Source organism: Kitasatospora sp. NPDC048365, from assembly GCF_043200835.1.
GTDB classification, from domain to species: Bacteria; Actinomycetota; Actinomycetes; order Streptomycetales; family Streptomycetaceae; genus Kitasatospora; species Kitasatospora terrestris.
Genome location: NZ_JBICYJ010000061.1, coordinates 19997 through 39943, shown reverse-complemented (window position 1 = coordinate 39943; position 19947 = coordinate 19997). Strand labels below are relative to the sequence as shown.

23 protein-coding genes are annotated in these 19947 nt (G+C 73.2%); 12 read left to right on the top strand and 11 right to left on the bottom strand.

The window, feature by feature from the left end; genetic code table 11:
* Positions 1–3 precede the first annotated feature (3 nt).
* Positions 4–594: a dihydrofolate reductase family protein gene (locus tag ACGFX4_RS37495; protein ID WP_393084797.1), complete on the top strand. Its 591-nt coding sequence runs from the start codon at positions 4–6 to the stop codon at positions 592–594.
* Between the two features lie 117 nt (positions 595–711).
* The gene (locus tag ACGFX4_RS37490) at positions 712–1788 is read left to right on the top strand and encodes a hypothetical protein (protein ID WP_393084795.1); all 1077 of its coding nucleotides are present in this window, start codon (positions 712–714) and stop codon (positions 1786–1788) included.
* 44 nt (positions 1789–1832) lie between these two features.
* Here the strand turns inward: ACGFX4_RS37490 and ACGFX4_RS37485 are convergent, their stop codons facing one another.
* Entirely contained in the window at positions 1833–2381 is a 549-nt protein-coding gene (locus ACGFX4_RS37485) for an NUDIX hydrolase (protein WP_393084791.1), read from the bottom strand.
* A 94-nt stretch (positions 2382–2475) separates the two neighbouring features.
* Here ACGFX4_RS37485 and ACGFX4_RS37480 point away from each other — a divergent pair, with 94 nt between their 5' ends.
* From ACGFX4_RS37480 to ACGFX4_RS37455, 6 genes are all read left to right on the top strand, one after another.
* Positions 2476–3504 (top strand): HEAT repeat domain-containing protein, encoded by a 1029-nt coding sequence (locus ACGFX4_RS37480; protein ID WP_393084789.1) that lies wholly within the window; start codon positions 2476–2478, stop codon positions 3502–3504.
* A gap of 246 nt (positions 3505–3750) precedes the next feature.
* Positions 3751–3876, top strand: coding sequence for a hypothetical protein (locus ACGFX4_RS37475; RefSeq protein WP_393084787.1), 126 nt, complete (start codon positions 3751–3753; stop codon positions 3874–3876).
* 78 nt (positions 3877–3954) lie between these two features.
* On the top strand, positions 3955–4440 hold the full coding sequence (locus ACGFX4_RS37470) for a cation:proton antiporter regulatory subunit (RefSeq protein WP_393084785.1): 486 nt from the start codon (positions 3955–3957) through the stop codon (positions 4438–4440).
* A 4-nt stretch (positions 4441–4444) separates the two neighbouring features.
* Complete coding sequence (locus ACGFX4_RS37465) at positions 4445–5785, top strand: cation:proton antiporter (RefSeq protein ID WP_393084783.1); 1341 nt, start codon at positions 4445–4447, stop codon at positions 5783–5785.
* Between the two features lie 508 nt (positions 5786–6293).
* On the top strand, positions 6294–6686 hold the full coding sequence (locus ACGFX4_RS37460) for a hypothetical protein (RefSeq protein WP_393084780.1): 393 nt from the start codon (positions 6294–6296) through the stop codon (positions 6684–6686).
* A 71-nt stretch (positions 6687–6757) separates the two neighbouring features.
* On the top strand, positions 6758–7078 hold the full coding sequence (locus ACGFX4_RS37455) for a hypothetical protein (protein WP_393084778.1): 321 nt from the start codon (positions 6758–6760) through the stop codon (positions 7076–7078).
* 18 nt (positions 7079–7096) lie between these two features.
* Here ACGFX4_RS37455 and ACGFX4_RS37450 read toward each other — a convergent pair whose 3' ends face one another.
* On the bottom strand, positions 7097–7759 hold the full coding sequence (locus ACGFX4_RS37450) for an HAD family hydrolase (protein ID WP_393084776.1): 663 nt from the start codon (positions 7757–7759) through the stop codon (positions 7097–7099).
* A gap of 99 nt (positions 7760–7858) precedes the next feature.
* Here ACGFX4_RS37450 and ACGFX4_RS37445 point away from each other — a divergent pair, with 99 nt between their 5' ends.
* Together ACGFX4_RS37445 and ACGFX4_RS37440 are read left to right on the top strand one after the other, a co-directional pair.
* Entirely contained in the window at positions 7859–8209 is a 351-nt protein-coding gene (locus ACGFX4_RS37445; RefSeq protein ID WP_393084774.1) for a hypothetical protein, read from the top strand.
* 17 nt (positions 8210–8226) lie between these two features.
* Positions 8227–8979, top strand: coding sequence for a phosphotransferase (locus tag ACGFX4_RS37440; RefSeq protein ID WP_393084772.1), 753 nt, complete (start codon positions 8227–8229; stop codon positions 8977–8979).
* Positions 8980–9028: 49 nt separating this feature from the next.
* Here the strand turns inward: ACGFX4_RS37440 and ACGFX4_RS37435 are convergent, their stop codons facing one another.
* Positions 9029–9799 carry a maleylpyruvate isomerase family mycothiol-dependent enzyme gene (locus tag ACGFX4_RS37435; protein WP_393084770.1) on the bottom strand — a complete coding sequence of 257 codons (771 nt, stop codon included), beginning with the start codon at positions 9797–9799 and terminating at the stop codon, positions 9029–9031.
* A gap of 121 nt (positions 9800–9920) precedes the next feature.
* Here ACGFX4_RS37435 and ACGFX4_RS37430 point away from each other — a divergent pair, with 121 nt between their 5' ends.
* Complete coding sequence (locus tag ACGFX4_RS37430; protein ID WP_393084768.1) at positions 9921–10514, top strand: GNAT family N-acetyltransferase; 594 nt, start codon at positions 9921–9923, stop codon at positions 10512–10514.
* A 63-nt stretch (positions 10515–10577) separates the two neighbouring features.
* On the opposite strand, the gene ACGFX4_RS37425 is transcribed toward ACGFX4_RS37430, so the two are convergent.
* Entirely contained in the window at positions 10578–11750 is a 1173-nt protein-coding gene (locus ACGFX4_RS37425) for an agmatine/peptidylarginine deiminase (RefSeq protein ID WP_393084766.1), read from the bottom strand.
* Between the two features lie 154 nt (positions 11751–11904).
* Here ACGFX4_RS37425 and ACGFX4_RS37420 point away from each other — a divergent pair, with 154 nt between their 5' ends.
* Positions 11905–12531, top strand: coding sequence for a TetR/AcrR family transcriptional regulator (locus tag ACGFX4_RS37420; protein WP_393084763.1), 627 nt, complete (start codon positions 11905–11907; stop codon positions 12529–12531).
* Positions 12532–12560: 29 nt separating this feature from the next.
* Here ACGFX4_RS37420 and ACGFX4_RS37415 read toward each other — a convergent pair whose 3' ends face one another.
* The 7 genes from ACGFX4_RS37415 to ACGFX4_RS37385 all read right to left on the bottom strand — a co-directional run bounded on the left by ACGFX4_RS37415 (position 12561) and on the right by ACGFX4_RS37385 (position 19947).
* Complete coding sequence (locus tag ACGFX4_RS37415; protein WP_393084762.1) at positions 12561–13430, bottom strand: DUF4436 family protein; 870 nt, start codon at positions 13428–13430, stop codon at positions 12561–12563.
* A complete protein-coding gene (locus ACGFX4_RS37410) occupies positions 13427–14605 on the bottom strand; it encodes an agmatine deiminase family protein (protein WP_393084759.1) in 1179 nt (392 codons plus the stop codon). Before ACGFX4_RS37410 ends, ACGFX4_RS37415 begins: the two co-directional genes overlap by 4 nt.
* Before the next feature lie 132 nt (positions 14606–14737).
* The gene (locus tag ACGFX4_RS37405; RefSeq protein WP_393084757.1) at positions 14738–15532 is read right to left on the bottom strand and encodes an ABC transporter ATP-binding protein; all 795 of its coding nucleotides are present in this window, start codon (positions 15530–15532) and stop codon (positions 14738–14740) included.
* Complete coding sequence (locus tag ACGFX4_RS37400) at positions 15529–16497, bottom strand: ABC transporter ATP-binding protein (protein WP_393084755.1); 969 nt, start codon at positions 16495–16497, stop codon at positions 15529–15531. Before ACGFX4_RS37400 ends, ACGFX4_RS37405 begins: the two co-directional genes overlap by 4 nt.
* Positions 16494–17348, bottom strand: coding sequence for an ABC transporter permease (locus tag ACGFX4_RS37395; protein WP_393084753.1), 855 nt, complete (start codon positions 17346–17348; stop codon positions 16494–16496). The genes ACGFX4_RS37400 and ACGFX4_RS37395 overlap by 4 nt, the downstream gene beginning before the upstream one ends.
* Entirely contained in the window at positions 17345–18304 is a 960-nt protein-coding gene (locus ACGFX4_RS37390) for an ABC transporter permease (protein ID WP_393084751.1), read from the bottom strand. The genes ACGFX4_RS37395 and ACGFX4_RS37390 overlap by 4 nt, the downstream gene beginning before the upstream one ends.
* Complete coding sequence (locus ACGFX4_RS37385) at positions 18301–19947, bottom strand: ABC transporter substrate-binding protein (RefSeq protein ID WP_393084749.1); 1647 nt, start codon at positions 19945–19947, stop codon at positions 18301–18303. The genes ACGFX4_RS37390 and ACGFX4_RS37385 overlap by 4 nt, the downstream gene beginning before the upstream one ends.

Sequence of the window (19947 nt, the reverse complement as noted above, 5' to 3'; positions counted from 1 at the left end):
CGGATGCGCACCCTGACCTACTACGTCGCCACCACCCTCGACGGCTTCATCGCGGGCGCCGACGGCGGCGACCCGAGCGGGCCCGACGGGTTCTTCCCCATCACCCCGGACTACCTGGAGCACATCGTCACCCACTATCCGGAGACCCTTCCCGGCCCGGCCCGCGCGGCGCTCGGCGTCACCGCGCCCGGGACGCGCTTCGACACCGTCGTGGAGGGCCGCCGCTCGTACCAGATCGGGCTGGACGTCGGCGTCACGGACGCCTACCCGCACCTGCGTCACCTGGTGTGCTCCCGCAGCCTCACCGAGAGCCCCGACCCGGCCGTCGAACTGGTCGCCGGCGACCCGGTGGCGAAGGTCCGCGAGCTCAAGTCCGAGGAGGGCGGCGGCATCTGGCTGATCGGCGGCGCCGAGCTCGCCGGCGCGCTGTACGGCGAGATCGACGAGCTGGTGCTCAAGGTCAGCCCGGTCACCGCCGGCGCGGGCATCCCCCTGTTCGCCGGCAAGCACGGCACCGACCCCCGCACCTTCGCACTCGCCGACCAGGTGGTGCTGCCGGGCGGCGCCATGTTCCTCACCTACACCCGTCGCTGACCGGGCGAAGCCCCGGCCTCACCTGCGGAGAATCGATTCGTCTCCTGGCCGCCCGTCAGGGCAGACTTCCGCCTCGGACGTCCGTCCGTCGACCGCACTGCCCGGAGGATCCGCCGCATGACCGACCCCGCCCAGCCCGGTAGCCCGCAGGCCGCCGGGGAACCGGTCGCCTTCAACCCCTGGACGCCGCCGGACGCCGGGGCGGCGTCCGGAACGGCGACCGCTCCACCACCGGCTCCGGGCCCGCCGGTGTATCCGGGCGCCGCCCCGGGGCCGGCTCCGGACCTGAACGCGGGCGCCGGCCCGGACATGCCGTACTGGACGCCGTTCCCGCAGCCCGTGCCACAGCCCCGCAACGGTCTCGGCATCGCGGCGATGACGCTCGGGATCGTCGGCGCCGTCCTCGGCCTGACGATCGCTTTCTTCTGGCTCGCCTGGCTCCCGGCCCTGCTCGGCGTCGTCCTCGGCGCGGTCGCGCTCGGCCACGTCCGCAAGGGCCTGGCGAACAACCGCGCCATGGCCCTGACCGGGGTGATCCTCGGCGCGGTCGGCCTCCTCCTCTCGGCCGGCGCCGGAGTCCTGGTCGCGGTGCAGGTCCACCACGTCAACGAGGCGCGGCGCGCGGCGACGGCCGCCGCCGACGCCGAGGCCCAGCGGAGGCGGGAGGAGGCGGACCGGCTGCGCGAGAAGATCGAGGCCGCGGAGCGGAAGCGGGCCGAGGAGGAAGCGGTCAGGCTCGCGCAGAAGGCGGCCGAGGACCAGAAGAAGGCCCTCGACGAGGCGGCCCGGAAGCTGTCGTTCGGCGGGTCCTACACCTTCGAGGAGAACGGCCTGAAGGTCACTCTGGCTGCTCCGAAGCCGTTCGTCCCGGACGAGTCCGTCTTCGCGGCCCCCGAGAACGCCAAGGTCGTCGTCCTCTCGATCACCCTGGTCAACACCGGTCCGACGACGCTCCCGATGGTCGGCTCCCAGCTGCTCTACGTCAAGGACGCCAACGGCAAGCTGCTCTTCCCGCTCATCGACATCACCGGCCGGGTCCACCCGATCCCCAACTCCCTCGCCCCGGGCCAGTCGGTCGCCGCCCAGGAGGTTTACGCCCTGCCGAACGGCACGACCGCCACCATCTCCGTCCGATTCACCGCCGGCGAGGGCCTGAAGCGGCGCGAGGTCGTCTGGACCGGATCGCCCAGCTGACCCGGCTCACCCCCCTCACCGGCCGGTGAGACGGTAGGTGAGGATCAGCGCCGGCCGGCGAGGCGGTGCGGCCCGAGGAAGTACGACAGCGCGGCGTGCGACGGACCGTCGGAGATCCCGCCGTCGGTGAGCAGCGCGACCACGTCCTTCTCCGGCAACCACTCCACCCGGGCCGCCTCCGACACGTCCTGCGGCTCGCCCACCCGCGTGCAGCCGGTCACGTGGAAGGACCGGAAGTGCGCGTCGGAGATGCCCGCCATCGCGAAGTACTCCGTCAGCGGCTCCACCCGGCCGGGCCGCCACCCCGTCTCCTCCTCCACCTCCCGGGCGATCGCCTCGGCCGGCGCCTCCCCCGGATCCGCCCACCCGGCCGGCACCTCCCAGCCCCACCGCCCGGTGATGAACCGGTGCCGGTGGATCAGCAGGAACTCGCCCGCCTCGTTGGTCACCACGGCCGTGGTCGACGCCCGCGGGTAGTGGACGACGTGGTGCTCGATCCGGCCCGTCCCGGGCACCTCCACGTCCTGCAGCCACACTTCCACCCACGGGCTCGCGTACACCTGTCGCCGCCCGAAGGTCCGCCACTCCACCACGCCCGGCCTCCTCGACCCGCCATCCGCCACCCGAGCCTCTCACGCGCCCGGCCCCGGCCGACGGAGTGTCAGCCGGACGACCTAGTCTCTCCGCATGCAGAACGTGACAGCGCAGCAGACGGCCGAGCAGGCCGAGGCGACGGAGCCGGACAATGCCGAGGGGCTGGCGGCCCGGCTCGCCGATCCGTCGGCGACGGTCCGCGATGCCGCGCTCACCGCGCTGCGCGGGCTCGGCACCGCCGCCCGTCCCGCGCTCGCCGCCGTCCTGCCGCTGCTCGGCAACCGGCGGGAGGAGTTCTCGGCCCGGCGGGTCCTGGAGGCGATGGGCCCCTCGGTCGTCCCCGAGCTGCTGGCCGTCCGGGCGGACGGCCCGGGCCGGCTGCGCCGGCACGCCCTGCACGCCCTCGCCCACCTCGGCGGCTGCGGCGGGCTGACCGGCCGCGACCGGGCCGCGCTGGAGCGCCTGGTGCGCATCAAGCTGCTGGACGACCCGTTCCCCGACGAGCTCTGGGACTACCAGTGGATCGCGGTCCCGGGCGACAGCTACGAGGCGGCGTTCGAGGCGCTGGAGCTCTGCGACCGGATCCCCGCCACCCTGGCGATGGGTCTGTCCGGCCGGGTGTACGACGAAGCCTCCGTCGCCCTCCCCGACGGCACCTCGCGGGTGGCGGAGCGGGTGTTCGTCACTCCCGAGATCGACGGCTGGCGGCTGTTCTTCGGCCGGACGCTGCTGAACAGCCCCGACAACGGCTCGCTGGAGCGCGTCGCCGAGGCCTGCGGCCAGGCGCACTACTACTTCCGCGACGAGTACGAGGACTGCCACCACTGGGCCGTCGCCGAGCGGGGCCGCGGCGTCGTCCGCTCCTACCAGACCTACCGCGAACCGGCGTTCACCGGCGAGCCGCTGGCCTGGGAGGAGCCGCAGACCGACGACCCGCTCTGGGAGCCCGGCATGTACGAGCCCAACGCCTCCCTCGAGGGCAACGCCCACGCCGTCGCGGGCCGGCTCACCGTCGACCCGGAGGAGATCGACGAGGACACCCCGATGACCGGCCACGGCTGGTTCGCCCTGACCGCCCCCGGCGTCGGCCACGGCGCGTTCGCCGGCGTCCTGTCGATCTGATCGGCGCTCGGCCAACAATTCGGGCAGAATGGGCACATGACGATGTGAAGAGCACCGGCCGGGCGGAAGGCCTGGCGCAAGTGGGGGAACGACTGGTTCGGTCGCCGGGGTGATCGCTGGCTCTGCGTGGTGTGCCACGAGCCCGTCCGGTCGTACGAGTACCGCTACTACCCTCCCGAGTCCTCCAGTTTCGAGCGGTGCATCGGGTTCGTGTGGTGTTCCGGGTGCCGGATCTACTGGGGCACGATGGTCCACGTCCCTCGGAAACGGGTCCTGGTCGACGCCCTGGCGTCGATGCATGCCGACGACCGTGAGCAGCTGCTGCGCAAGGAGTCCGCGCTGATCGACTACCTGGACAGTCACATGCCGTAGTCCGAGCGGAATTTCGAGGGGCTTTACCTTCTCATTACCATGGTGGCGGTCATGCTCGTCGAGGAGAGGACTGCCACCATGGCGATTCCCCGTGTCCGAACCACCGCGCTTCCCGGAGTCGGGACGCAGTACGGCCTGACGACGCGAGAACACCGCCAACTGTCGGTGATCGCGCACCGGGACGGCTCACGGACCCTCAACGTGTACCACTCCGACGACCCCGACTCCTGCTCCCAGTCGTTCCGGCTGACCCGGGACGAGTCCGCGGCCCTGGTGGACGCGCTGCTGCCGGACCACCACAGCCCGGCCCTGCTCCACAACAACGACCTCGGCCTGGTCGCCGAGCGCCTTCCTGTGACGGGCACCTCCCGCTGGAACGGCCGGCTGCTCGGCGACACCCGGATGCGCACCGAGACCGGCGCCTCGATCGTCGCCGTCCTGCGCCGCACCGGCGCCGTCCCCTCGCCCGCCCCGGACTTCCGGCTGGCCGGCGGGGACACCCTGATCGTCATCGGCACCCGCGAAGGCGTCGACGCCGCCGCGGCGATCCTCGGCAGGGAGTGATCGGATGCACACCGCGAGCGTCTTCGTCGAACTCGGCTCGATCATCCTGGTTCTCGGCCTGCTCGGCCGGGTGGCCGGCCGCTGGGGCTTCTCACCGATCCCGCTCTACCTGCTCGGCGGGCTGGCCTTCGGCCACGGCGGGCTGCTGCCGCTGAGCGCCAGTGAGGAGTTCGTCGCCACCGGCGCGGAGATCGGCGTCGTCCTGCTGCTGCTGATGCTCGGTCTGGAGTACACGGCCGCCGACCTGGTGACCAACCTCAAGGCCCAGTACCCGGCCGGTGCCGTGGACTTCGTGCTCAACGCGCTGCCCGGTGCGGCCGCCGCCCTGCTGCTCGGCTGGGGACCGGTCGCCGCGGTCGTCCTGGCGGGGGTCACCTGGATCTCCTCCTCCGGGGTGATCGCCAAGGTGCTGGGCGACCTGGGCCGGCTCGGCAACCGGGAGACCCCGGTGATCCTCAGCATCCTGGTGCTGGAGGACCTGGCGATGGCGGTCTACCTGCCGATCGTCACCGCGCTGCTGGCCGGTGCCGGACTCCTGGCCGGCTCGATCACCCTCGCCGTCGCGCTGGCGACGGCCGGCTGCGTGCTGTTCCTGGCGCTGCGCTACGGGCGGCTGATCTCCCGGTTCGTCTCCCACAAGGACCCGGAGAAGCTGCTGCTGGTGGTGCTCGGCCTGACCCTGCTGGTGGCGGGCATCGCCCAGCAGCTCCAGGTGTCGGCCGCGGTCGGCGCGTTCCTGGTCGGCATCGCCCTCTCCGGGGAGGCCGCGGAGGGTGCGCACACCCTGCTCAGCCCGCTCCGCGACCTCTTCGCGGCGGTGTTCTTCGTCTTCTTCGGGCTGAGCACCCACCCGGCGAGCATCCCGCCCGTGCTGCTCCCCGCCCTGGCCCTGGCGGTCGTCACCGCCGTCACCAAGGTCGCCACCGGGTACTGGGCCACCCGCCGGGCCGGCATCGCGACCCGCGGCCGCTGGCGGGCGGGCGGTGCGCTGGTGGCCCGCGGCGAGTTCTCCATCGTCATCGCCGGTCTGGCCGTCACGGCGGGCATCGAACCGGGCCTCGGACCGCTGGCCACCGCGTACGTCCTGATCCTGGTCGTCACCGGGCCGCTCGCCGCCCGGTACACCCAGCCCGCCGTGGAACGGCTCGGAGGGTTGTGGGCCCGGTGGGTGCCCGCCCGGAAGCCGGCTGCCGGTCCGTTCGAGGCGCCGGCCGACGCCGGCCGCGCGCGTGCCGGCGGACTGCTGGAGCCGGGCCTCGAACCGGTCCTGGAGCCCTCCCTGGCCCTGGACTTCGAGGCGTCCGCCACCCGGGACGACCCGGTCGGCGGGCCCTACCGGAGCTGACTCCCGCGGCGCCGGGCGGACCGCTCGTCCTCGGCGACGAGCACGCCGCTCTCCGACGGTCTCGACGAGCACCGCCCGGCGCACCGCGGCCACCCCCCTACCGGTCAGGGGCCGGCCGGGGTCGGGGAGACTGTGGCGCGTCGGATGTGACACGCAGGGGTCCACGGGAAGCACGGGGGAACAACTCATCGCACTCCACCACGTTCGCGGGGCGTCGCCGGCCGCGCTGCTGGGCGCCGCGCTCCTCACCGGGTGCTCGATCACGATCGGCTCCCCCGGCGGATCCGGCCCGTCCGCGAGTACGGCGGCACCCGCCGCCGCCTCACCGCGCCCGCTGCCGGCCGACGGCATCGCCCCGGCGGTCGGCGCGAACCTCTGCACGCTGCTGGGGGCCGATTTCCTCGCCCGGTACGCGCCCGGCTACTCCCCGGACCGGGAGAAGCCGAACCGGCTCAACCCTCCCGAGGACCGCGTCCTGCGCACCGAACGGGGCGGCACCGGACCGCAGTTGAGCTCCGGCGGGTGCCGTGTCACGGCCGCCGACGGTGTGGGCGGCCTCGGGGTCTCCTTCACCCGCGAGCTGCCGGGGCCGAACACCGGCATGTCCCCGGAGCAGCGCTGCGCCTTCGTCGCCACGGACCTGCACAGGCAGGAGGCCGCCGGGACCGCGTCCCTGTCCCCCGCGTTCACCTTCGAGGACCTGCCCGCCCTCGGCGCGGGCGGCTACCGCGAGATCGAGAAGGAGAACGGGAGGGTCACCATGGCGAGGGTCCAGAGCTGCCGCGGCGCCGACTGGATCATGCTCACGATCGTCCCCGGCCCGCAGAGCGACGACGGCAAGGCCGCCGGCGACGCCGTCGCGGCGCTGCAGGACCTCCACCGTCGGCTGGGCGACGCCTGACGGGGCCGCTGTCAGTGCCGCGTGCCATACTGCGGGCGGTATCGGGGGCTGCGGAGCGGGGGGTGGGCGGCGTGGGTTTCGTGGGTGAGGTCTGGCGGCTGGTGCGGCAGGAGGAGCTGCTCGGCGAGATCGTGATCGGCGAGGCGGATTTCCCCTGGTTGTACGGGCGCTTCGTTCCGACGGAGGCGTTCGGCGAGGTGAAGCCGTGGTTCGACGAGTCGCGGGCCCTGCTGGACGCGGAGGAGTACGACCGGTTCGACAAGGCGTACGACCGGATCGCGGACGCGCTGTCGCTGGTGGCGCCGGAGGGCCCGGTCGCGGAGTTCCTGCTGCACATCAAGGACGGGCGCGCGTGGTTCAGGTGGAACGACGAGCCTTTCGACGAGGACTGACCTGACGGGAGGCGGCCGTCAGCGCACAGCCGCGACCATCCGGCCCAGGACCGGCAGCACGTCGCGGAGGTCGTCGCTGTCCACCGTGGCGGTGGCCGCCGCCCGCGCACCCTCGGAGGCGTTGAACGCGACGCTCAGGCCGACCGAGCCGAACAGCGGCAGGTCGGAGCGGCTGTCGCCGACCGCCCCGCACGCGCGCGGGTCCAGCCCGAGGCTCCGTGCCTGCGCGAGGGCGAAGTCCCGCTTGTCGTACTCGTCGAAGTGCCGGGCGACGCGCCCGGTGTACCGGCCTTCGTCGGTCTCCAACCGGGGGCCGCTGTAGGCGTGGAAGCCGAAGCGGTCCGCCAGGTGGCTGCCGACCGGGGACCACGCCAGGGTGGCGAGGACGGGCACCAGGCCGTTCCCCCGGCACCAGGCGACGGTCTCGGCGATGCCCGACACCAGCGGAAGCCCGTCGAGCCGGTCGGCGACCTGCTTCTCCGACGCTCCCGCCCAGCCGGCCGCGTCCAGCTCGGAGACCTGGCGGTTGTCCAGGTCGCCGACGGCATAGGCGTCCTCGGCCCGCGTCACCTCCGCGCCGTGCCCGAGGAACCCGGCCAGGAACGCCGACGAGCTCGTCCTCGGAACGAGTGTGCCGTCGATGTCGAAGAAGACGGCGCCGACCTGATTCCCTGTGAGCACCGGTCAAGGATGCCACGCCCGACGGTCCCGGACGGCAGGCCCGGGCGGCTCCCCAATGCGGTTGCGCGGACGCCGCCCGCGCCTGTCTGATGGGCTGCCATGACCGAGCGACCTCCCCGGCCGACCCTCAAGCAGCGGTTCAGCCCCCATCCCCCGAGTTCTCCGCGCAACGCGTTCCAGCGCTTCAACCGCGCCAAGACCGATTCGGGTTGGCCCCTGCTCCTGGCCAACTTCGCGATCTTCGCCGGCCTGGCCGGCTATGGACTCCGGGCCGCCGCCTCGGGATCGACGCTGTTCACTGTCCTGAGCGTGACGTTCGTCCTCGGCGCCCTGCGGACCGGCCACGTGATGGTGTGCGTCGCTCGCGGGAGGACGGGCCTGACCGCCGGCGGAGAGGCCGTTCCGACGGTCCGCCGCGACGATCCCGACCAGCGACCCAGGCTCTTCTAGTGCAGGGATCGGGTGGCGTGGAGGATCGGGAGGAGTTCGTCGGCGGGGTCAACCGGGTGGTCCGGGAGGGCGGGGTGGTCCGGCGGCCGGCGGGGCCGTGGAGTGGGACCGTCCAGCGGCTGCTGGCGCACCTGCGCGCGGCGGGGTTCGGCGGGGCGCCGCGGCCGTTCGGGCTGAGCGGGGACGGCCGCGAGGAGCTGGTCGAGTACCTCCCGGGCGAGGTGGGGCACGACTTCGCGGCGCCCGCCGTGCGCAGCGACGCCTCGCTGGTGGCGGCCGGGCGGCTGCTGCGCGGTCTGCACGAGGCCTCGGCGGCCTTCGTCCGGGAGCCGGACGACGTGTGGCAGCTTCCACCGCGTGAGCCGGCGGAGGTGATCTGCCACGGTGACGCAGCCACGTACAACACCGTGTTCCGCGACGGACTCCCGGTCGCGTTCATCGACTTCGACACGGCGCACCCCGGGCCGCGGCTGTGGGACGCCGCGTACACCGCGTACCGGTTCGTTCCGCTGTACGCGCCGGACGAGGTGGAGCACACCCTGCCGGTGCTGGAGGCGGAGCGCCGGCTGGCGCTGTTCGCGGACGCGTACGGCCTGTCCCCGGAGGAGCGCGAGCGGCTGCCCGCCGTCGCGGCGGAGCGGCTGCGCGCGCTGGTGGCGTCGATGCGGCAGCAGGCAGAGGCCGGCCACCCGGCGTTCGCGCAGCACCTCGCGGACGGGCACGACCGGCGGTACCTGACGGACGCCCGGTGGATCGAGGAGCGGTTCTGAACGGCGAAGCCCCCCGGGGACCGGGGGGCTTTCGGACTGCAAGGTCGGCCTAGCGCTCCGGGTCCCACTCGAAGAGCTGGTCGAAGAGGATGCGCTGCCCCTCCAGCTTGAGGGTGTCGAACGGGATCCGGCCGTAGAGGGCGAGGAGCAACTCGTTGGCCGGGCCGGCGGCGGTGGCGTCGGCCGGCTCGGGGGCGTCGGCGGGGACGGCGCCGAGCCGGGAGCCCTGCTCGGAGAGGAGGCTGCGCCAGGAGCGGCCCTCGGTGGCGTGGTAGTCGACGACGGCGGCCTCGTGCGGCCAGGCCTCCGTCGTGGTGCCGATGGTGCAGAGGAACTCCTCGGCGCCGTCGAGGGCGATCTCGACCGGCACCGGCTGCGGGGCGCCTGCGGCGAGCTGGGCGTCGTAGGTGTGCACCGCGATCTCGTGGAGCTGGCGGCGGGCCGCGCCGTACACGGTCAGGGGCGTCTGGGACTTCCCCCACCAGCCCCAGCAGGGGCCGTCCTCGCCGGCGTCGGTGAGGGCGTCGAGCAGCAGCCGGGTCGACTCGGCGAGCCAGGCGTCCAGGGCCTCGCGCTCGGTGGGGGCGACCGGGTCGCCCAGCGGCTCGGCCTTTCCGGTGGCGGTGGCGCCGGCGGCGACGGTGGCGGCCCAGGCGCGGCGTCCGACGCCCAGGTGCTGCACCAGGTCGTACAGCGTCCACTCGGGGCAGGTGGGGACCTGGACGTCGAGGTCGGGCGCTGCGGCGATCGCCGCCCGGAAGGCGGTGGACCGCTCGTCGATCAGGCGCAGCAGCTCGGAGAAGTGAAGGTTGTTCAGCACGCCGGAGTTGTACCACCGCGCTCCGGTATCCGAACAGCCGTTTTCGATCGGCGGCGGTGGCCCGCGCGTGTCGGGGGTGGATGGCCTTGCCGGTGGGCGGGGCGCGGTCGATGATGCGGGGATGGTGGACGGTCAGGATCCCGCGTACGCGACCCGGTTGCTGGATGTCGGCACGTGGGAGGGGTTCGCCGGGCTGGTGGAGCGGCACAACGGGGTGTGGGGCGGGTGCTGGTGCCTGGGGTTCCACCCGGAGGGGGTGCGGAATTCCACGGGCCCGGCGGAGAACCGGGCGGCGAAGCGGGCGCACGTGGAGCGCGGCACGTGCCACCAGGTGCTGGTGTTCGCGGAGGGCGAGTGCGTGGGCTGGTGCCAGTTCGGGCCGCCGGCGGAGCTGCCGAACATCAAGAACCGGGCCGCGTACGCCAAGGAGCTGGACCGGCTGCCGGACTGGCGGATCGGCTGCGTGTTCACCGCCACCGCCCATCGCGGCCGCGGGGTGGCCCGGGCCGCGGTGGGGGCGGCGCTGGCGGCGATCGGGAAGGCCGGCGGGGGGACGGTGGAGGCGTACCCGGAGCAGTCGGAGGGTCGGCCGCCGCAGCGCGGGGCGTACTTCCACACGGGGCCGGAGGAGTTGTACGCGGGGTTCGGGTTCGTCCGTGACCGCCGGATCGCCAAGTGGCGCTGGGTGATGCGGTGCACGGTGCCCTCGGCGTGAGGCGAGCGGTGCCGGGCCCGGGCGCAGGTGCGCGGGCCCGGCACCGCCGGAGCGGGGGTCGGGTCAGGAGGCGACGGGCTGCTGCTGGGTGACGCAGTGGATGCCGCCGCCGCCGGCGCCGAGGTAGTCGATGTTGAGCTGTTCGATGACGCGGCCGGGGAAGAGTCGGGTGAGGGTGGCCCTGGCCGCGCTGTCGGCGGAGGTGTCGCCGAACTGGGCGGCGATCACGGCGCCGTTGCAGACGTAGTAGTTGGCGTAGGCGGCGACGAAGTCGGCGCTGGTGGAGCGGATCTTGTAGTAGTCGGGGCCCTGGAGCTTGGTGACGGGGATGGGGCTGCCGGCGGCGTTGGTCGAGGTGGAGAGGATCTGGTACTGCTGGCGGGCGTCCTGGGCCCAGACGTCGGTGTCGGTGGCGAGCGGCATCTGGACGAGGCCGCCGCCGCCGGCGAGGAAGCGGGAGGTGGCGTCGACGTGGTCGTCGGTGATGTCCTGGCCCTTGATGCCGGTGAACCAGATGACCTTTGACGCGCCGTAGGCGGTGCACATGGCCGCCTCGAGCTGGGCCTGGGTGCGGCCGGGGTTGCGGTTGTCGTTGATGATGCTGCTGCGGGTGGCCATCAGGGTGCCGGCGCCGTCCTGCTCGATGGCGCCGCCCTCGGCGACGATGCCGGCCGCGGCGGTGAAGGGGACGCCGACGTAGGAGGCGATCCGCTGGGCGACGAGCGAGTCCTTGGCGTGGGTCTGCCGGTTGCCCCAGCCGTTGAAGTTGAGGCCGACGGCGTCGAGGCCGCCGGCGCCGTTGGTGCGGAAGACGGCGCCGGTGTCGCGCATCCAGCAGTCGTCGACGGGGATGGTGTCGATGACGGTGACGGCGGAGCCGCACATCGAGCGGGCCTTGGCGGCGCCGGCGGGGTTGGCGCACATGATGACCGGCTCGTACTTGGCGATGGTCTTGGCGATCAGCGCGATGTTGGACTGGACGCCGCTGAGCTTGGTCTTCCAGATGGTGGTGGAGTCCGGCCAGGCCATCCAGGTGCGGGTGTGGCGGACGTCCTCGGCGGGGACGCGGTACGCGCCGGCCGCGAGCGGGGCGGCGGCGGGCGAGGCCTTGGTGCGGGCGGCGAAGGCGGACGAGCCGGTCGCGGCGGTGACGGCGGCACCGGCGGCCGCGAGTCCGGCGGCGGCCAGGAACGTGCGGCGACCGAGCTCGGGCCGGTCCGAAGCGTGGGGGTTCATTCGGAGGGTCTCCAGTCAACTGCCCGTCGGGGTAACGGGGTTGACCTGAAGCGTAAAACTGACCAAGCGCTCGGTCAATTGTCTGCGCAAGCCTTCTTCCAGCCGATCCGCGATCACCGACGACGGTGCCCGGAGCGGCCGTTACAGTTGCGCCATGGCGACCCGCGTGAACGAGCAGAGCAGCACCGCCGCCCCCGGCCGCAGCCGCGCGGCCAAGGGCGAGCAGACCCGGGCCCGGCTGATCGCCGCCGCCCGGACGCTGCTGGCCGGGGACACCGCCGGGCGTTTCACCACGCGGAACGTCGCCGCCCTGTGCGGGGTGTCGCACGGCATGTGCCACTACCACTTCGCCGACCGCAGCGACCTGATCGTGGCGGTGGTCGAGGACATCCGCCCCGAGTGGATCGCCCCGCTGGAGGCGGCCGTGGACGAGCCCGGCAGCTTCGCGGACCGCTCCGAACGGGTCATCGCCCTCCTCACCCGCACCGAGAGCCCGGACCTCGCCCGGCTGCACTCCGCCCTGCACTGGCTGGCGCTGAACGACGAGCGGGTGCGCGAGAGCCTGGACGCGGAGTACCGGCGCTGGCGGTCCTGCTTCGTCCGGCTCTTCCGGGTCCTCGCGGACGAGCACCCGCAGGCGTCCGTCGACCCGGGCGCCCTCGGCGAGTCCTTCGCGGCCGCGGTGGACGGGCTCGCCGCCATCGGGTCGCTGGACGCCTCGGTGGACGCCACCACCGTCCTGCGCACCCTGATGACCGCACTCACCGCCACCGCCCGCTGACCGGACCCGGACGTCGGCCCCAAGACCCGTCAGGCCGCCGCCTCGGCCCGTTTTCGGTGCTCCACCCGGGTACCGGTGACCACCGCCACCGTCAGGCTCGCCGCGATGATCCCCTCCGCCCAGAAGAACGCCACGTAGTCGATCAGCGAGCCGATCGGCGGGCCGCCGGGCGCGGCGTTGCGCATGCCGATCAGCGCGAACAGCGTGGCCGCCATCCAGCCGAGCGAGGGCCACACCAGGCCCTGGCCGCTGCGGTACAGCACCTCCACGGCCGCCATCACGGCCAGCGCCAGCGCCCACATCGCCGCGATCATGAACCAGGCGAGGATGAAGGTGCTGCGCGCCCTGGTCGCCTTCATCTCCATCAGGGTCGCGCCGGACGGCAGCACGCTGCTGGTCGGGGTGACGAAGAAGAACGGGTCGGTGTCGCCGGAGAACAGGCCGACCGCCACCGGCCCCGCGCTGTCGTGCGCGGAGAACGCCGTCGCGGCCCGGTACCGGTCGAAGGGGTAGTCGGTCTCCGTCCCGGAGAAGATCTCGGACTGCATCTGCTGCGGCGGCCCCGCCTCGCCCGGGGCGGTCCGGAACACCGTCGCGGTCGCCGACTCCGCCTTGATCTCCACCTGCCGGGAGAAGGCCAACGGATCGCCGGGCTGCGCCAGGCTCCCGTGCGGGAGGGGCACCACGTACAGGGTCACCTTCCCGGTGCCGGGGTTGACCTCCTGGGTGATCACGTCGAGCTCGACCCAGTCCGGCGTGCTCGGCACCGCCAGCTCGTGGGTCTGCTGCCGGGTCTCCCGCTCGTCCAGGTACAGCGCGATGCCCGCGCCGCACAGCACCGCGAGCAGCAGGACGGCCTGCGAGAACCGGCTGCGGCGCAGCCGCGCGAGGGCGCTCATGAGGCTCCGGCGGCGGGCTGCTGCTGGGTGGCGCAGTGGATCCCGCCGCCGCCGGAGGCGATGGTGTTGATGCTCACCTGGGTGACCTTCCTTCCGGGGTGGAGCTCGGCGATGACGGCGGCCGCCTTGTCGTCGGCGGCCCGGTCGCCGAAGCGCGGGACGATCACCCCGCCGTTGACGACGTAGTAGTTGAGGTAGGTGGCGAGGAAGTCCTTGCCGTAGCCCTGGATCCGGTCCGGGTCGGGTTCGGTGAGCTCGACGATCCGCAGCGTCCGGCCCTTGGCGTCGGTGGCGGAGCGCAGGACCTCCAGGGCCTGGTCGGAGGCGGTGGTCCAGACGTCCGGCGGGGTGTCGGCGCCGGGCCGGTGCAGGACGACCGTGCCGGGTTCGGCGAAGCGGGCGAGCGCGTCGATGTGGCAGTCGGTGATGTCCTGTCCCGCGACGCCCTTGATCCACAGCACCTTGCTGACACCCAGGAGTTCCTTGAGGCTCGCCTCGATCTGGTCGCGGGACTTGCCGGGGTTGCGGTTCCCGTTGACCCAGGAGCTCTCGGTGGCCATCAGGGTGCCCTCGCCGTCGACCTCGAGTCCGCCGCCCTCGCCGGTGACGGGGGCCTGGATCCGGGTGATGGTGTAGTGCTCCAGGAGCCGGCGGGCGACCTGGCTGTCCTCGGTGTGGGTCTGCTTGTTGCCCCAGCCGTTGAAGTTGAGGTCGACGCCGGCGAGTCCGCCGGGACCGGTGACGAAGGTGGGCCCGCTGTCGCGGGCCCACAGGTCGTCCACCGGCAGTTCGAGCACCTCGACGGTGGAGCCGACCTGCTGCCGGGCCTCGGCGGCCTGCTCGGGCCGGGCCATCAGGACCACCGGTTCGTAGCCGGCGATCGCCCGGGCGAGGCCCGCGATGTCCTGGCGGACGGCGGGGAGTTGGTCGCCCCAGACCTCCTCCAGGGCGGGCCAGGCCATGAAGGTGCGGGTGTGCGGGGAGGATTCGGCCGGCATCGCCCACCCGGCGGCGGACGCGCTCGGCACCGCCGGGGAGGCCGCGGGGGCGGAGGCCTCGGCGGCGCCGGCGGGCTCCTCTCCCCCGTCCGACGAGCAGCCTTCGATCAGCGCGAGCGCCGCCAGCGCCGCGCCGGAGCGCAGGACGGAGCGGCGGGACGGTGTGCGGGGGTCCATGGCGGCCTCGTTCCGGGCGGTGCTGCGGGTGTCATTCCGGGACGATACTGACGAAACGGTCAGCGACCGCCCCGCCGCACGCGGCCGTCCGGGCGAATCGGACGGCCGACGCGCACCACGGCACGGGAGCCGCTACAGCGCGCGGCGGGCGGCGGCGATCGCGTCGGGGTCCCAGCCGGGGCGGGGCACCGATTCGAGCAGCAGCCGGGTGTACGGGTGCTGCGGGTCGGCGAGGACACCGGCGGTGGGGCCGGACTCGACGATCCGGCCGTGCCGCATCACCACCACCTGGTCGGTGACGCACCGCACCACGCCCAGGTCGTGGGTGATGAACAGGTAGCCGATGCCGGTCTGTTCGCGGATGTCGGCGAGCAGGTTGAGCACCTGGGCCTGGACCGAGACGTCGAGCGCGGCGACCGCCTCGTCGAGGACCATCACCGCGGGTTCCACGGCGAGCGCCCGGGCGATCGCGACGCGCTGGCGCTGGCCGCCGGAGAGCTGCCGGGGCAGCGCGCTCGCGGCGCGGCTACCGAGGCCGACCTGGTCCAGGAGTTCGGCGATCCGCCGGGGGTGGTCGGCGTCCGGGAAGTGCAGGCGCAGGGTCTCGCGCAGGGCGTCCTCGACGCTGGTCCGCGGGTCGAGCGAGAGGTACGGGTCCTGGAAGACCATCTGGATCTCGCGGGCCCGGGCCAGGCGTTCGGTCCGGCCGCGGGCCCGGCCGGTGCGGGGGCGGCCGAGGACGGTGACCTGTCCGGCGTCGGCCTGTTCGAGGCCGACCAGGATCCGGGCGGTGGTGGTCTTGCCGGAGCCGGACTCGCCGACGATGCCGAGCGATCCGCCCGCGGCGAGGGTGAAGGAGACCTCGTCGACGGCGCGGACGGCGCCGAACGACCGGCACAGGCCGGTGACTTCCAGCAGGTCGCTCATCGGGCCGTGCTCCCTTCGAGCCGGTCGCTGTGGTGGCAGGCGGCCAGGTGGCCGGCTCCGACGGCCTCCGCCGCGGGGGCCTGGGTGCGGCACTGCTCGGTGGCCAGCGGGCACCGGGCGGCGAACGGGCAGCCGGTCAACTCCTCCCGCAGGTCCGGTGGTTGGCCGTCGATCGCGGTGAGCCGCCCGGCCGGGCCGGACAGCGCGGGAGTGGCGGCGAGCAGCGCCGCGGTGTACGGGTGGCGGGGGTGGGCGAAGAGGGTCTCGGCGGGCCCGGTCTCGACGACCCGGCCGGCGTACATCACCGCGACCCGGTCGCTGATGGCGGCGGCGAGTCCGAGGTCGTGGGTGACGAACAGCAGGCCGGTGGCGAAGCGCGTCCGCAGGCGGTCGAGCAGGCCGACCACCTCGGCCTGGCTGGTGACGTCGAGCGCGGTGGTGGCCTCGTCGGCGAGCAGCAGGACCGGGTCGCCCATCAGCGCGGCGGCGATCATGACGCGTTGCAGCATGCCGCCGGAGAGCTGTCCGGGGTACTTGTCCAGGACGGTGGCGGGCAGGCCGACGGCGTCCAGGAGTTCGGTGGCCCGTTCCACCGCGTCGGCGCGGCCCATGGCCTTGGTGAGGGTGACGCTCTCGGTGAGGAAGTCGCCGACGCGGCGCAGCGGGTTGGTGGCGGCGCGCGGGTCCTGGAAGATCATCGCGGCCTTGCGGGAGCGGAGTTCGCGCAGCTGCGCGGGGGTCATGGCGAGGACGTCCTCGCCGTCGACCAGGACCTTGCCCGCCACCTCGGCGCCCTTGGGCAGCAGGCGCAGGGCGGTGCGCGAGGTGAGGGTCTTGCCGGAGCCGGACTCGCCGACCAGGGCGACGGTCTCGCCGGCGGCCACGGTGAGGTGGACGCCGTCGAGGACGGGCCGGGCGGTGCCGGGGAGGGTCAGGCTCAGGCCTTGGATGTCGAGGACGTTCACGGGTTCCTCCGGGCGACGCGGTCGGCCCAGCGCTCGCCGACGACGTTGAAGGCGACGACGGTCAGCACGATGCAGACGCAGGGCAGGATCGCGGAGAGCGGGTAGCCGCGCTGGATCGCGGTCTGGCCGTCGAAGACCATCCGGCCCCAGTCGGGGGTGAGGGCGGGGACGCCGAGGCCGAGGAAGGAGAGTCCGGCCAGGTCCATCAGGGCGTAGCCGAAGTTGACGGTGGACTGGGCGAGGACGACGGGGGCGATGTTCGGCAGGACGTGCCGCAGGCAGATCTGCAGGCCGGAGTGGCCCTGGACCTGGTGGGCGGCGACGTACGGGCGGGCGCGTTCGGCGAGGACGAGGGAGCGGGTGAGCCGGCTGACGTACGGCAGGTAGGCGACGGCAAGGGCGATCACCGGGGCGAGCAGGCCCTCGCCGTAGACCGAGACGATCAGGATGGCCAGCAGCATCCCGGGGAAGGCGAAGACCAGCTCGGTGGTGCGGGAGAGCAGCGAGTCGAGCCAGCCGCCGCGCCAGCCGGCGGCGAGGCCGACGGCGATGCCGGCGAGGGTGGAGAAGGCGACCACGCCGAGCGGGCCGAGCAGCGAGGTGCGGGCGCCGATCAGCAGCCGGGAGAGGGTGTCCCGGCCGGCCGCGTCGACGCCGAGCAGGTGCTCGGCGGAGGGCCCGGCGAGGGCGGCGCCGAGGTCGACCTCGTTGGGGTCGTACGGGGCGAGCCAGGGTGCGAGCAGCGCCGCGAGCACGACCAGGGCGACGAAGCCGAGGCAGAGCAGCTGGAGCGGGGCGCTGGTGGTGCGGAGCCGGGCCAGGCCGGGCCGGCGGAGGACGGCGGTGCTCATCCGGTGGACCTCCGGGATCCGAGGGTGACCCGGGGGTCGACGAGCGGGTGGACGAGGTCGACGACGAGGTTCACGGCCATGAACAGCGCGACCATGATCAGGGAGATGGCCTGGACGGTCGGGAAGTCCTTGGTGGTGGTGGAGAGTTCGAGCAGCTGGCCGAGGCCGCCGATGGAGAACGCGGACTCCACCAGCACGGTGCAGACCAGCAGGGTGGAGACGATCAGGCCGCCGGTGGTGAGCACGGTGCCCAGCGCGTTGCGGAACACGTGACGGCTGATCACCTGCCGCTCGGGGACGCCCCGGCTGCGGGCCACGGTGACGTGCTCGCTGTCGAGGGCCTCCAGCATCGCCGAGCGGGTGACCCGGGCCAGCAGGCCGATCAGGTAGAGCGCGAGGGCGAGCGCCGGCAGGGTCAGGTGCCACAGCATGTCGCCGAGGCCCTCCCCCGCGCCGCTGCTGGGGAACCAGCCGAGCTTGACCGCGAACAGGCCCTGCAGCAGCACCGCCGCCACGAACGACGGGGTGCCGATGGCGAAGGTGGTGCCGACCAGGATGCCCGAGTCGGTGGCGCCGCCGCGGACCGCGCCGATCCGGCCGAGCAGCAGCCCGGCGGCCAGCACGATCACCAGGGCCATGGCGACCAGCAGCAGGGTGGCGGGCAGCCGGTCGGCGAGCAGCGCGGAGACGTCGGTGCGGTAGGTGAGCGAGCGGCCGAAGTCGCCGTGCAGCACCTGGCCGAGCCAGCGCAGGTACCGGACCAGGAACGGGTCGTCCAGGTGGTACTGCTCGTTGATCGCCTGCAGGGCGGCCGGTGAGGCCGACCGCCCCGACAGGAGGAAACTCGCCGGGCTGCCCGGCGCCAGGTACATCGCGCCGTACACCACGAAGGAAGCGCCGAGCAGGGTGGCTGCCATCTCCAGCAGCCGCCGGGTGGCGAATCTCAGGAAATTCACCGGGTGGCCCCCACGTCGGCCGCCCACGGGTAGTACAGGTAGCAGATGGTGGTGGGTGCGCCGGTGACCCGCTTGTTGAGGAACACGGCGGTGGGCCATTCGGCGACCGGGATCCACATCAGCTGCTCGGAGGCGGCCTGTTGGAGCTTCGCCTCGATGGCGCCGCGCTTGGCCGGGTCGTACTCGGCAGCGGCCTGGTCGACCAGGTCGTCGTACGCCTTGTCGCTGAAGCCGGGGTAGTTCTGGTAGGCGCCGGTCTTGAAGTTGCTCAGCAGGTCGAGCGGGTCGGTGATCGAGTCGTAGTACGTCTCCGGGAACATGTCGAGGCCTTCGCGGGCCTGCGGGTCGGTGAACAGCGCGGTGAAGGCGTTCGGGGCGATCGTCTTCAGCTGGATGTCCAGGCCGATCCGGGCGCCCGCGTTCTGCACCGCGGTGGCGAGCAGCGAGACGTCCTGGCCGATGCTGCTGGTGGCGATGGTCAGGGTCTTGCCGGTGGCGCCGGCCTCCTTGACCAGGGCCTTGGCCTGCTCGATGTCCTGGGTGGTCGGGGTGAGGTGGGCGAAGGCGTCGGTGCGCACGGCCTCCGGGAAGCCGGCCCAGACGGCCTTGGTGGTGAGCGAGCCGGTGACGGTGCCCGCGCCGCCGAGGCCGGCCTTGACGAAGCCGGAGCGGTCCAGGGCGAGCGACAGCGCCTTGCGGACCCGGACGTCGCCGAGCGCGCCCTTGGTGCTGGTGACGTTGACGTTGACGGTGCTCAGGCCCTCGCCGAAGTACAGCGTGCCGACGCCGCTCTTCTTCAGCCGGTCGTAGCTCTCGGTGGGGATCAGGTAGCCGCCGTCGACCTCGCCGCTGAGCATCGCGTTGGTGCGCGCCGACGGGTCGGTGAGGAAGCGGAACACCGCCTTGGCGGACTTCGCCTTCGTCCCCCAGTAGCCGTCGAAGCGCTGGAGTTCGATCGACTGCCCCTTGGCCCAACTGCCCAGCTTGAAGGGGCCGGTGCAGTCGAGGCTGCCGGAGGTGCCGTAGTCTTTGCCGGCCGCCTCGACGCCCGCCTTGGCGGCGACCGTGCCGGCCGCGGTCGCCATGTACTGCGGGAACTGCGAGTCGGGCTGCTTGAGCTTCACGGTGACCTGGAGCGGGCCGGTCGCGGTGATCGAGTCGACGTTCTGGAACACCTGGGCCCAGGCGGCGGCGTTCTCCGGGTCCATCTGCCGGCCGAGGCTGTAGACCGCGTCCTCGGCGGTCATCACCGAGCCGTCGTGGAAGTGCACGCCGGACCGCAGGTCGTACACCCAGGTGGTCGGGTCGGGGTTGCTCGCCTTCTCGGCCAGGCCCGGCGCGAGGGTCAGCTGCGGCGTCCACCGCATCAGGCTCTCGCAGACGTTGGAGAGGATGGTGTTCTGCGGGTAGTCGAACGCCATCGTCGGGTCGAGCGTGGGCGGTTCGGCGTACAGCGCCCAGGTGAAGGAGTCCAGTTCGCCCTTGGCGGCCGGGGTGTCGGGCGAGAGCTGGAACCCGGCCCCGCCGCCGGACGGACCGGCGGCGGGGGGCCCCGAACAGGCGGCCAGCAGGCTGAAGGAGGTGAAGGCCGCGGCGGTCAGGACCGCGGCGCGTCTGAGGCGGGGAAGTGCGGTGGGGGGCAC